This is a genomic window from Streptomyces sp. NBC_00316, from assembly GCF_036158715.1.
Taxonomy (GTDB): domain Bacteria; phylum Actinomycetota; class Actinomycetes; order Streptomycetales; family Streptomycetaceae; genus Streptomyces.
Genome location: NZ_CP108023.1, coordinates 1,957,171 through 1,969,442, shown reverse-complemented (window position 1 = coordinate 1,969,442; position 12,272 = coordinate 1,957,171). Strand labels below are relative to the sequence as shown.

At 69.3% G+C, this 12,272-nt stretch carries 13 protein-coding genes; 8 read left to right on the top strand and 5 right to left on the bottom strand.

The genetic code is table 11. The annotated features are described in order from the left end of the window. Positions 1–37: 37 nt before the first annotated feature. The 3 genes from OG878_RS08685 to OG878_RS08675 all read right to left on the bottom strand — a co-directional run bounded on the left by OG878_RS08685 (position 38) and on the right by OG878_RS08675 (position 3,427). The gene (locus OG878_RS08685) at positions 38–937 is read right to left on the bottom strand and encodes a 2-hydroxy-3-oxopropionate reductase (RefSeq protein ID WP_328886240.1); all 900 of its coding nucleotides are present in this window, start codon (positions 935–937) and stop codon (positions 38–40) included. A 48-nt stretch (positions 938–985) separates the two neighbouring features. Further along, a complete protein-coding gene (locus OG878_RS08680) occupies positions 986–1,825 on the bottom strand; it encodes a TIM barrel protein (protein WP_328886239.1) in 840 nt (279 codons plus the stop codon). A gap of 174 nt (positions 1,826–1,999) precedes the next feature. Beyond that, positions 2,000–3,427, bottom strand: coding sequence for a cellulose binding domain-containing protein (locus OG878_RS08675; protein ID WP_328886238.1), 1,428 nt, complete (start codon positions 3,425–3,427; stop codon positions 2,000–2,002). Positions 3,428–3,865: 438 nt separating this feature from the next. Between OG878_RS08675 and OG878_RS08670 the strand changes: the two genes are divergently transcribed. From OG878_RS08670 to OG878_RS08660, 3 genes are all read left to right on the top strand, one after another. After that, a complete protein-coding gene (locus OG878_RS08670; RefSeq protein WP_328886237.1) occupies positions 3,866–4,705 on the top strand; it encodes a GntR family transcriptional regulator in 840 nt (279 codons plus the stop codon). Positions 4,706–4,900: 195 nt separating this feature from the next. After that, the gene (locus OG878_RS08665; RefSeq protein ID WP_328891183.1) at positions 4,901–5,152 is read left to right on the top strand and encodes a hypothetical protein; all 252 of its coding nucleotides are present in this window, start codon (positions 4,901–4,903) and stop codon (positions 5,150–5,152) included. Beyond that, positions 5,149–5,517, top strand: a complete 369-nt coding sequence (locus tag OG878_RS08660; protein WP_328886236.1) for a helix-turn-helix domain-containing protein — start codon at positions 5,149–5,151, stop codon at positions 5,515–5,517. The genes OG878_RS08665 and OG878_RS08660 overlap by 4 nt, the downstream gene beginning before the upstream one ends. A 268-nt stretch (positions 5,518–5,785) precedes the next feature. Here the strand turns inward: OG878_RS08660 and OG878_RS08655 are convergent, their stop codons facing one another. Beyond that, positions 5,786–6,199, bottom strand: coding sequence for an SRPBCC family protein (locus OG878_RS08655; RefSeq protein WP_328886235.1), 414 nt, complete (start codon positions 6,197–6,199; stop codon positions 5,786–5,788). Continuing rightward, positions 6,196–6,510: an ArsR/SmtB family transcription factor gene (locus OG878_RS08650; protein ID WP_328886234.1), complete on the bottom strand. Its 315-nt coding sequence runs from the start codon at positions 6,508–6,510 to the stop codon at positions 6,196–6,198. The genes OG878_RS08655 and OG878_RS08650 overlap by 4 nt, the downstream gene beginning before the upstream one ends. A 360-nt stretch (positions 6,511–6,870) precedes the next feature. On the opposite strand from OG878_RS08650, the gene OG878_RS08645 reads away from it, so the two are divergent. From OG878_RS08645 to OG878_RS08625, 5 genes are all read left to right on the top strand, one after another. Continuing rightward, positions 6,871–8,499: a transposase gene (locus tag OG878_RS08645; protein WP_328886233.1), complete on the top strand. Its 1,629-nt coding sequence runs from the start codon at positions 6,871–6,873 to the stop codon at positions 8,497–8,499. Between the two features lie 158 nt (positions 8,500–8,657). Continuing rightward, positions 8,658–9,182 carry a 2-oxo-4-hydroxy-4-carboxy-5-ureidoimidazoline decarboxylase gene (gene uraD, locus OG878_RS08640; protein ID WP_328886232.1) on the top strand — a complete coding sequence of 175 codons (525 nt, stop codon included), beginning with the start codon at positions 8,658–8,660 and terminating at the stop codon, positions 9,180–9,182. Between the two features lie 5 nt (positions 9,183–9,187). Beyond that, positions 9,188–9,592 carry a hydroxyisourate hydrolase gene (gene uraH / locus OG878_RS08635; protein ID WP_328886231.1) on the top strand — a complete coding sequence of 135 codons (405 nt, stop codon included), beginning with the start codon at positions 9,188–9,190 and terminating at the stop codon, positions 9,590–9,592. A 7-nt stretch (positions 9,593–9,599) separates the two neighbouring features. Further along, complete coding sequence (gene pucL, locus OG878_RS08630) at positions 9,600–10,523, top strand: factor-independent urate hydroxylase (RefSeq protein WP_328886230.1); 924 nt, start codon at positions 9,600–9,602, stop codon at positions 10,521–10,523. Between the two features lie 190 nt (positions 10,524–10,713). Then, positions 10,714–12,102, top strand: a complete 1,389-nt coding sequence (locus OG878_RS08625; RefSeq protein WP_328886229.1) for an 8-oxoguanine deaminase — start codon at positions 10,714–10,716, stop codon at positions 12,100–12,102. Positions 12,103–12,272: the final 170 nt, after the last annotated feature.

The window sequence follows — 12,272 nt, the reverse complement described above, 5'->3', positions numbered from 1 at the left end:
AAGTCTGTGGACCGGTCCGTCCGTTCGGACCGGCCGCTCAGGCCTGGAGGGGCTGTCCGGAGAGCCGCTCGACCCCGCGCAGCAGCGCCGAGTGGTCCAGGCCTCCGTCGCCCTGCGCACGCAGCGAGGCGACGAGCTGGGCGACCACGGCGCCGACGGGCAGTGCGGCACCGACCGTGCGGGCGGCGTCGGTGACGATGCCCATGTCCTTGTGGTGCAGATCGATCCGGAAGCCCGGCGCGAAGTCCCGCTGCAGGAAGTTGTCCTTCTTGCGGGTCAGTACGGTCGAGCCGGCCAGTCCGCCGTTCAGCACGTCGAGCGCGGCGGTGAGATCGACCCCGGACTTCTCCAGGAAGACGACGGCCTCGGCGCAGGCCTGGATGTTGACCGCGACGATCAGCTGGTTGGCGGCCTTCACCGTCTGGCCGGAGCCGTGCGGACCGCAGAGCACGATGGTCCTGCCCAGTGCCCGGAAGATCGGCTGCGCGGCGTCGAAATCGGCCTGCTCGCCGCCGACCATGATCGACAGTACGGCCTCGACCGCCCCGGCCTCACCGCCGGAGACCGGGGCGTCCAGCACGCGAACCCCCTTGTCCTGCGCGTTCTTCGCGAGGTCCACGGAGGTCTGCGGGGTGATCGAGGACATGTCGATCAGCAGGGCGCCGGACCTGACGTTCTCGAGGATGCCGTCGGGGCCGTACGCGACGGCTTCCACCTGTGGGGACGCGGGCACCATCGTGATGACGACATCGGCGTCCCGGACCGCCTCGGCGATGGAGCCGGCGCCCTTGCCGCCGGCCGCGACCAGCCGGTCGATCTTGTCCTGCTCCAGGGTGTGACCGGTGACGTCGTAACCGGCCTTGATCAGGTTCTCGGACATCGGGGAGCCCATGATGCCGAGCCCGATCCACGCAACTTTGGGGAGGTTGTTGCTCATGAGGGTGCCTTCCTGAAAAACGTGGGTACGGGAGTGGGGCCGGAGCCCTCAGCGGGCCGCCCGGGCCCCGGCGGGGAGCCACTCGAAGGCCTCGGCGCTCGGCCGGTCGCCGGGCTTGTACTCCAGGCCGACCCAGCCGTCGTAACCGGCCTTCGTCAGCTCGTCGAGGAGCTGCTCCAGCGGCAGCGAGCCGGTGCCGGGTGCACCGCGCCCGGGGTTGTCGGCGATCTGGACGTGGCCGGTCTTCCCGGCATACGCGGTGATGACCTGACTGAGGTCCTCGCCGTTCATCGACAGGTGATAGAGGTCCAGAAGGAACTTCGCGTTGCCGAGGCCCGTCGCGGCGTCGACCCGGTCGACGACCTCGATCGCGGCCGGTGCGCTCACCAGCGGGTAACGCGGCGACTCCGGCTCGTTCAGGGTCTCGATCAGCAGGACTGCCCCGATCCGGTCGGCTGCGCGGGCGGCCAGGACCAGGTTCTCCAGGGCGAGTTGGTCCTGTACGGCCGGGTCCACGCCGTCGACGCGGTTGCCGTAGAGCGCGTTCAGCGCCTTGCAGCCGACCGAGGCCGCGAAGGCGGCCGCCACCTCGATATTGGCGCGGAACCGGTCCGACTCCGCGCCGGGCACGGAGAGCGCCCCGCGGTCGGGGCCGGGCAGCTGTCCGGCGTAGAAGTTCAGCCCCACCAAATGCGTGCCCGCGTCGTCGAGCGCCCTCTTGAGAGCGTCGAGTTCGGTCTGCGGCGGGGTGGGGGTTCCGGTCCAGGGCCACCACAGCTCGACCGCCGAGAAGCCTGCAGCGGCGGCGGCCGCGGGGCGCTCCAGGAGCGGGAGTTCGGTGAAGAGGATCGAGAGGTTCACATCGAAGCGCTGGTCCGGGTATCCCATGAGGGTCAGGCGCTCCTTCCATAATGCGGAAGTTAGTTTCTGCTTAACGGAAGATTGCCCGTGGGGTGGATGAGCTGTCAAGGGGACGCCCGGATTTCGGGCCGGTCAGGGGCCGCCGTGCACACGGAAGCGGGGCGGACGCCACCTCGGCATCCGCCCCGCTCCATCCGCCCGTCAGCCGGCCGGGACCGTGTCCTTGAAGGTGGTGCCCGCGGCGCGGTACGCGGCGACCGCCGCGTTCACCTGGGCCGGCGAGAGCACCTGGTCCTTCACGTGCAGGACGTAGTCCACCTGCTGGTCGTAGGACCGGGGCGTGGTGCTCGTCTGCCCGGCCAGGTCGATCAGCCACTGGTTGAAGTTGATCGACATCCCGCGCTCCGGGAGGTACGCCGCCCCGTGCGTACCGAAGAGCCGGCCGTCGATGTAGTACGTGATCGCGCTGTTGTCGATCGTCACCACGAGGTCGTGCCACCCGGCGAAGCTCTGCCGGGACTCGCTGTGCTGGTTGACGGCCTCCCACGGGTCGGGCCGGTAGGTCTCCCAGGAGGTCGTGTAGAGGATGTCGGCCGGTTCGCCCCAGCCGCCGTTCGGCAGATACTCGAAGTCGTACTCCGCGTAGTCGTCCGCCATCGGTGCCTTGAGGTCGTTGATCGTGAAGAAGGTCTGGACGAGATGGTCACCGTCCGGCCCCGACCGGGGCGCGTCGTTGAACTTCACCCGGGCCGCGTAGGTGCCGTTGCGGAACTTCATGCTCTGGGTGAGGAATTCGGTCTGCCGCGTCGAGCCGCTCGTGCCCGCCGTCGAGGTCTCGAGGTTCATCACCGTGTTGCCGCCCTGATCGGCGAACGTGATGTTCTCCGGGGCCCACACCGCCCCCGGGACCCCCGGGCCGCCGGAGTTGGAGCGGACGGACCAGCCGTGCGCGGCGATCCTCGGATCGGTGTGGCCCGTGTAGTTGAAGTCGTCGAACAGCGCGGGCCCGTCCGCGGGCGGATCGGTCGGCGGGTCGGTGGGGTCGGTCGGTTCGTTGCCCCCGGGCGCCTCGCCCCATACGGTGGCCCCGCCGAGCTGCGCGGTCACCTTGGGCCAGTCGCCGTACGAGGTGCGTTCGGCGCCGAAGGAGTAGTCGTCGCTCTGCCCCAGCGTCTGCCAGTCCGCCCGGTAGAAGCGCAGTTGGAGGTCTCCGGTGTCCGCGCCCGGGGCGAGGGAGCCCGCGCCCGCGGTGAACCCGATCTCCAGATACCGGTCGGCGGTGGCGGTGGGCGTGGCCGGGACCCCGAAGGTCCCGGTGATGTTGGCGCAGCCCTTCACCGCCCACGAGCATGCGAAACGGTAGTCCATGCCGGCCGCGTCGGACTTGAAGTAGTAGCGCACCTTGACGTTGCTGAGCGGCACGCTCGTGCTGCCCGAGTTGCGTACCTTGAGCCAGGGCTCGCTCTGGTCGGCCGTGGCTCCGGAGGCGCTCGTCCGGTACTGGACGACCAACCCGTCCGCGGTGGCGGCCGCGGAGGCGGGCAGTGCGGAGAGCCCCGCACAGCCCAGAGCCAGGGTGGCGGCGGCTGCGGCCGATGCGCGCAGCCGGCTTCTGGCGATCTTCTTCATGGCGTGTTCCTCTCCGGAACAGTGGTGGGGGTGATGCCGGATGGGGGCGCGCCGTTCCTCAGGAGGCGGTCGTGAGCGACCGCGCGGTCAGGTGGCGGGAAGCGGACGCGGGGACGTCCGGCCACGGAGCGCGGTTGCCGTGACCAGCGCGGACCCACCGGCAAGCAAGCGGTACTTCACGGCTCACCTCGGAGAGACAGGACCTGACCACCTGACCAGTGATGACCACTGGACAGCTCACCTCTTGATGGTGGAAGAAGGTGGCATAGACCAATGGGTCCGTCAACCCCCTTGAGAACAAGGGGATTTGATGATGTTGCCGATGTGTGACTCGTTCGGTCTGCGTAAAGTGTGGCTAGACTTCCCTTGACCAGCAGTCCAGTTGGAGAGTCCGATCGGTCAACTGGTCAGCAGGTAACCGTATGTGGAGGGGACCGCATGGACGCCGACGTGCCGGGGACGGTACTGAAACGGGAGAGGGCCCGTGACGCCATCCTGGAGCTCATCGAAGCGCGCAGCCCGGGGGACGCCATCCCGTCCGAGCGTTCGCTCTGCGGGCTGCTCGGGGTGTCGCGGCCGACTCTGCGTGCCGCGGTCGACGAACTCGTGGCTGCCGGGCTCCTCGTTCGCGAGCACGGCCGGGGCATGTTCGTCGCACCCGCGAAGATCACCCAGGAGCTGGTCTCGGGGGAACTCGCACTGAGTGTCCCCCCGGCGGCGGGTGCCTGGTCGAGCCGGCTGCTGGAATTCACCACGCTCCAGGCCGGCGCCCGGGTCGGTCGCAAGCTGCGGATGTCACCGGCCGCGGAGATCGTGTACGTCGCGCGCCTCCGGCTGGTCGACGGCGCCCCGATGGCCATAGAGCATCTGCACATCAGGGCAGAGCTCGTCCCCGGCCTCTCGGCCCAGGAACTGGAGAGCGGCGATCTCTACGAGCATCTGCGCGAGCGGCACGGCGTCCATGTCCACGAGGCGTTGCAGGCCATCGAGCCCACGGTGGTCACCCGCGCGGAGGCGAAGCTTCTCGATGTGCCCGAACTGTCCCCCGCGCTGCTCTTCGAGCGGCTGACCTCGGACACCACGGGCCGGCCCGTGGAGTATGTCCACTCGCTCTACCGGGGCGACCGCTACCGGATCGTCTCCCGGTTGGCGCTCGGCCCGGCCGCGGCGGTGCCGCCCGTAGCGGACGGCCACCACCCCGGTATCCCGCCGGGCGACTTCGCCCACGGCGATCCGATCACCTCCTCCACCCGGGGGGACATCCAGTCGGGACAGTGAACGGGCGCGGTTCGGGCGACTGCGCCGCCTGCTCGGTGATCCGGTGGAACAGGAGGCCGAAGTGCCGCGTCGACCCGGTCCGGCGGGGCGGCCCGCTCGGTCCGCTCGGTGGCAGGTTCCGGCCGTTCCGTAGGGGCCCCGGCCCTCGCCGGTGCGTCCGTTAGGGTCGTGTTCCCGAATGAGGAGTGGGTGACAGTGCGCCTGAAAGTGGAGTTCACGACCGAACCTTTCGATCTCGACGAGGCCCCGGCGCACGCCGTGGTGGCCCGTGAGGTCATCGCGGCCGCGGAACTGGACGCGGTGGATGTCGGCCCGTTCGGCAACACGGCGGAAGGCGGCTCCGACGCCGTGCTCACGGTCGTGGACTCCCTGCTGCGCAAGACCCTGGCGGCGGGTGCCACCCGGGTGTCGCTCCAGGTCAACGTCATCGGGGAGGACTCGAAGTGACCGAGCCGGCGGACCACCCCTTCGTCACCGCGGTCAAGCCGCTCGTCGACGCCATCGGCGCCGAACTGGTCGGACCCGAGCAGGCGCGGCCCGACGACGTGGTGCTGGCCTGGGAGGGCGACGACGTCATCGCGGTACGGCTGCCCCAGCTGTCGGACTCGCTCGACCACATCCTCGCCGCCATGGAGCGACGGCACGGAATGCCGCTCGCCGACCTGGACCGCAAGACCAAGCAGTCGGTCGTACGGACCCTGGAGGCGCGGGGCGCGTTCTCCGTACGGCACGGCGTGGAGACGGTGGCGGGGGCTCTGGGGGTCAGCCGCTTCACCGTCTACAACTACCTCAACCGGGAGAAGAGCCCCTGATGTGGACGGGGTGGGCACGAGGTTGGCGCGCCCGAAGATCCAGGTGACCCGTACGAGGCCGTCAAGGGTTCGCCCGATCGCGTCCAGCGGCTCTGAGCGGTCGTTCCGATCGATCCGGAGGATGGGCACCATGATCGGTAGGGGCCGGTCGGGCATCGCCTCGGCCATGGCCGGCCTCTGTGCGCTGATCGCGCCGGGAGCGGTGGTGGCCACGACGAACCTGCTGATGCGCCACCGCCCCCGGGCCGGTCCGGGAAGGAAGCCGGAGTCAGGCGGCGGCGCCGCTCAGGGTCGCGTCGAGATGGTTGAGCAGGTGCGGCCAGCCCTCGCCCATGCCGTGGTAGGCCTGCTTGCCCATCGGGGAGTCGAGGTCGAAGCCGGCGTGCTCGAGCAGCAGACGGGTGCCCTTGCCTTCCGGTTCCAGACGCCAGGTGATCGTGGTGTCCAGCGATCCTTCCGCGAACCGGTAGCGCAGCAACTGCTCGGGCTCGACCGCGGTGACCTCACAGGGCTGGAGGCCCCAGTTGCCCATGTCGAGGGTGAAACGGTGGCCGACGACCGGCCGGATGTCGCCGGGAACCCACCAGCGGGCGAGGTGTTCAGGGTCGGTCAGCGCGGTCCAGACCACGGCGGGCGGGTGATCCATGTACTGCTCGCAGCGGATCACGGCTTGCTCGGTCATGGGGTGTTCTCCTCGTCCAGTACGTCGGTCAGCGTGTGCAGTCGCTGCTTCCAGTAGTGCTCGAACGGGTGCAGCCACTCACCGACCTCCGCGAGCGCGGCTGGTTCGAGGTGGTAGAACCGCTGCCTGCCGCGGGGCTCCTCGCGCACCAGGCCGGCGGTCCGCAACACCGCCAAGTGTTCGGAGACCGCCGGGCGCCCCAGCTCGAAGAGGCCGGCGAGATCGCCCGTGGCCCGCGGACCTTCACGCAGACTTTCGAGCAACTTGCGGCGCACCGGATTGGCCAGCACGCCGAACACATCGCTTGGCATGGCACAACGATACGTCGGAAAATTCTGACGCGTCAACTTTTTCCGACAGGTTGAGGTCGAGTGCTCGGGCCGCGATCGCACCATTGCGTTCGATGAGGTGAGCGCGTTCGAGGAGGGTCGATCGAGGGTGCGTGCGCACTTCGCGGCCGGGAGAATTCGGCCAAAGATGGGCATTCGGGGTACGGAAAAGGGGTTGTGAGCTGCTGTCGGTTAGCTGAGCTGGAGTGAGTTTTAGTGAGCGGGAGTGAGTCCTGTCGGTCATTCGTGTGGGAACGGGAGTTCCAGGGTCGAGTGCGTGACCTTGGTGGCTGGTGCTCGTTGGGCTGGGTGGCAGGGTCCGGCCTGGGAGGGGGTGATGTGGTGGGTGGGGTGCGGAAGTTGGCCGCGTCCTTCGTGGTGTCCGGGTCGTGTGGGGTGGCGGTCCGGGACCGTCTCAAGCGCCTCACGTCCCAGGACGAGATGGTGCTGTGTGCGGTCGGTGCGCATCAGGGTGCGCTCGCTTCGCGTGATCTCAGGGCCCGCTGTGCGGATGGTCTGGGGCACGGTGCGGACACCTGGGCGGCGCGTAAGCGGGAGCTGACCGGGGTGTCGTCGTCGCGGATCGCCGGGGCGATCACCAAGGCCACGCACGATCAGTGGGCGCTCGCACGCCGTTGCCAGGCGGCGTATATCCAGAACCTGGTTGCCGGGATCAAGACGTTGCGGCACCGGCTGTCCCTCCCGGTCGGGGCGCCCGGAACGAAGCGGGCTGCGGGTGGCTATCGCTCCAAGGACGAGTGGTTCCGCAAGTCCCGCCGCCTCGCGGCACTGGAGGCGCGGCATGCCGCAGCTGTCGCCGATTGGCAGGCCGGGCGGGTGCGGGTGGTGCGGGGCGGTAAGCGTCTGCTGAACACCTGCCACCACCTCGCCGAAGCCGGGCTCACCGAGGAGGAGTGGCGGGAGCGGTGGGAGGCGGAACGCTGGTTTCTTGCCGCGGACGGTGAGTCGGGGAAGCGGTTCGGGAACGAAACGATCCGCGTCACCCCGGACGGCGAGGTGTCCATCAAGCTGCCCGCCCCGCTCGCGCACCTGGCCAACGCCAAGCACGGCCGGTACACCCTCACCGCCCGTATCGCGTTCGCACACCGGGGTGCGGAGTGGGCCGACCGCATCGAAGCCAACCGGGCCGTCGCCTACCGCATCCACCTCGACACGGACCGCGGACGCTGGTATCTCACCGCATCCTGGCAACGCCCCGTCGTGCGGACCGTCCCTTTGGAGGCCGCCCGTGCCCGGGGCATGGTCGGCGTCGACACCAACGCCGATCACTTCGCCGCCTACCTGCTCGACCGGCATGGCGACCCGGTCGGTGACCCGCACCGCTTCGGCTACGACCTGTCCGGTTCGGCCGGCCACCGGGACGCACAGATCCGCCACGCGCTCACGCGTCTGCTGCACTGGACCCAGCAGGTCGGCGCGCAGGCCATAGCCATCGAGGATCTGGACTTCACCGCCGAGAAGACCCGGGAGAAGCACGGCCGCCGCAAGCGGTTCCGGCAGCTCATCTCCGGCATGCCGACCGGGAAGCTGAAGGCCCGGCTGGTGTCGATGGCCGCCGAGCACGGCCTGAGCATGGTCGCGGTCGACCCCGCCTACACCAGCCTGTGGGGTGCCCAGCACTGGCAGAAACCACTGACCACCCCACACCGCAGAATGTCCCGTCACGATGCCGCGGGCATCGCGATCGGGCGACGCGCCCTCGGACACCCGGTCCGGCGTCGGACGGCACCGCCCCCATACGACCGGAGTGATCGTGCGGGGCATCGGACCGTCCAGGCCGTACCGGGCACCCGGGGGCGTGAGGGAACCTGCCCACCCACCACGGACCGGCCCCCCGGAGGGCCGTCGCCGAGCGGGAAGCGAAAGCGGGAACCCAGCGCATCCAACACCGTTCGGGATGCGCCCAGTACGCAGCAGTGGGTCCACGACTCACTTACGCACACTGGCTAGGAACGGTGAAGGCCGTCGTCCGGATCGCCCGGCGCGGCCGTTTCCGTACGCGAGATTTCAACAAAGTGTTGACGTGGTGTTGCGGAGGGCGTTAGCTGTCCGCAGCCCGACCAACGCACAGCGAACAGCGGCAGCGCAAAGCAGCCACGGAGGCTCCCGTGACTTCGAGCTCCACGCCGGGCCTTGCCCGGTTCAACGTCCTGGCGGACGACGAGGCCACCACCGCGTTGCACGAGGTGTGTGCCAGCGCGGCATGGGGGAGAGCGATCCTCTCCCGGCGCCCGTACGCCACCGTGGAAGCCCTTCTCTCCGCCGGTGACGCGGCCACGGCCGCGCTGACCCGGGACGAACTGGCCGACGCGATGGCCGGGCACCCCCCGATCGGCCGCCCGAAGCCAGGGGACCCGGCCTCCTCCCGCGAGCAGCGGGGGATGGCCGACGCCACCGAGGAGCTCAGGGCCGAGATGCTCGAACTGAACCTGGCCTACCAGGAGCGGTTCGGACACGTCTTCCTGATCTGCGCCACCGGCGCCACCGGTGAGCAGATGCGCGACGCGGTGAAGTCCCGGATCGGGAACCCGCCCGAGCGGGAGCGTGAGATCGTGCGCGCCGAACTGGGCAGGATCAACCGCATCCGGCTGACCCGTCTCGTGGCGGACGCAGCAGAAGCAGAAGGAGAGTGACGGTCGTGAGCACCGACACCACCGCATCGGTGTCCACGCACATCCTGGACACCAGCATCGGCTGCCCCGCCGAGGCCGTCGCCGTCTCGCTCGCCGCCCGCAGCGGCAGCGACGCGCAGTGGGTGACGGTCGGGCGGTCCGCGACCGACGCGGACGGGCGGTGCAAGGACCTGCCGGCTCTGCCGGAGGGCACCACCCACGTACGGCTCGATTTCGACACCGAGACGTACTTCTCGAAAGAGCACAGTTCCAAGAAGCAAGCCGAGGCGCAGCAGGACGCCCCCCGCGTAAGGGACAGCGGCGCGTTCTTCCCGGAGGTGGCGATCACGTTCGCCGTCGTACCGGGCGAGCACTATCACGTACCGCTGCTGCTCAACCCGTTCGGCTACTCCGTTTACCGAGGGAGCTAGCACCGACATGCCCACGATTCTCGGCCAGAACCAGTACGGCAAAGCAGAGAACCGCGTCGTCAGGATCGTGCGGGACGGCGACACCCACCACATCAAGGACCTGAACGTCTCGGTCGCCCTCTCCGGCGACATGGACGACGTCCACTACTCCGGTTCCAACGCCAACGTCCTGCCGACCGACACCACCAAGAACACGGTGTACGCGTTCGCCAAGGAGCACGGCATCGAGTCCGCCGAGCAGTTCGGCATCCACCTCGCCCGCCACTTCGTGACGTCGCAGGAGCCGATCAGGACCGCGCGGATCCGGATCGAGGAGTACGCCTGGGAGCGCATCGCCACCTCCGACGCCAATGCGCAGTTCATCGGCGCCGACGAGGTCAAGCACTCCTTCGTCCGCAAGGGCCAGGAGGTACGCACCACCCAGATCACCTTCGACGGCGAGAGCTGGCAGATCATCTCGGGTCTCAAGGACCTGGTGGTGATGAACTCCACCAGCTCCGAGTTCTGGGGCTACGTCAAGGACAGGTACACGACGCTCAAGGAGGCGTACGACCGCATCCTCGCGACCGAGGTGTCCGCCAAGTGGCGGTACAACTGGACCAGCGACGACGCGCGCATGCCCAACTGGGAGAAGTCCTACGAGCAGACGCGCAAGCACATGCTCCAGGCGTTCGCCGAGACGTACTCACTCTCGCTCCAGCAGACCCTGTACCAGATGGGTTCGCGCATCATCAACAGCCGAAGCGAGGTGGACGAGATCCGCTTCTCGCTGCCGAACAAGCATCATTTCCTCGTGGATCTCGAGCCGTTCGGCCTCAAGAACGACAACGAGGTCTACTTCGCGGCGGACCGCCCGTACGGTCTGATCGAGGCCACCGTGCTGCGGGACGGCGTCGAGCCGCAGATCCCGGTCGACCTGACCAACCTCTGACGGGGCGCCGCACCGGTCCCCGCGCGTCGGTGTACGGGGACCGGCCCCGGAACCGGTGCGGCAGTGCCTGCTGCGGTTCCGCCCCATCCGTTCCTCCCCTCTCGGCACCCACGGACGCACCGCCGTGGCACTCAAATCCTCCTAGGGTCCTGCCGTGCCCACCTCACCGCAGAGAGAAGAAGGAAGCGCCATGGCAGCCGCTGATCGTGTGGAACGCATCGTCATCGAGAACTGTTCGATCGCGACCGTCGACGCGGACGACACCGAGTACGCCTCGGGCCATGTGGTCGTCGCGGGCAACCGCATCGAGCACGTCGGCGCCGGCCCGGCCCCCGCGGGTACGGAGAACGTCGTACGGCGCATCGACGGCACCGGGCACCTCGTCACCCCCGGCCTGGTCAACACCCACCACCACTTCTACCAGTGGATCACCAGGGGCCTGGCGACCGACCACAATCTCTTCGACTGGCTGGTCGCGCTCTACCCGACCTGGGCGCGCATCGACGAGCCGATGGTCCGAGCCGCCGCGCAGGGTTCGCTCGCGATGATGGCCCGCGGCGGCGTCACCACCGCCATGGACCACCACTACGTCTACCCGCAGGGGTCCGGCGACCTGTCCGGCGCCATCATCGGCGCCGCACGGGACATGGGCGTACGGTTCACCCTCGCCCGGGGTTCCATGGACCGCAGCGAGAAGGACGGCGGACTGCCGCCGGACTTCGCCGTCGAGACGCTGGACGGCGCGCTCGCAGCCACCGAGGCGACCATCGACGCGCACCACGACGGATCGTTCGACTCGATGACCCAGATCGCCGTCGCGCCCTGTTCGCCGTTCTCCATCTCCACGGAACTACTGCGTCAAGGAGCCGAGTTGGCCCGCCGACGGGGTGTCAGGATGCACACCCACGGATCGGAGACCGTGGAGGAGGAGAAGTTCTGCCACGAGCTGTTCGGCATGGGCCCGACCGACTACTTCGAGTCGACGGGCTGGCTCGGCAGCGACGTATGGATGGCGCACTGCGTCCATATGAACGACTCCGACATCGCCGCGTTCGCCCGCACCGGAACGGGCGTCGCCCACTGCCCGTCCTCCAACGCCCGCCTCGCCGCAGGCATCGCCCGGGTCCCCGACATGCTCGCGGCGGGCGTCCCGGTGGGTCTCGGTGTCGACGGCACCGCCTCCAACGAGTCCGGTGAACTCCATACCGAGCTGCGCAACGCCCTCCTCATCAACCGTCTCGGCGCCCACCGCGAAAAGGCGCTGAATGCCCGTCAGGCCCTGAGGCTTGGTACGTACGGCGGGGCCCAGGTCCTCGGCCGCGCCGACCAGATCGGCTCCCTGGAGGCCGGCAAGCTCGCCGACCTGGTGCTCTGGAAGCTGGACACCCTCGCGCACTCCTCCATCGCCGACCCGGTCACCGCGCTCGTCTTCGGTGCGGCGGCCCCCGTCACGCTCTCCCTCGTGAACGGGAAGACGGTCGTCGAGGGCTCCCACCTGACCACCGTGGACGAGGAAGCCCTCGCTCGCGTCACCCGCGACGAGGCCCGGCGCCTCGCGCGGATCGCCGCCGGAGCCTGACGCTCCGGGGCGCCCCCAGAACGGCCGGCCGAAGGGGGACGGCCCTCGGCCGGCCGCCGTGGACCCGAGCGGGGTCCGCGGCAGCCGGTGCGGCGGGCGTGTACCCAGACGTACGCGCCCGCCGCACCGGTGACGAGGACGCGAACGAGGAGGAGCCCTCCGTTCCGGCA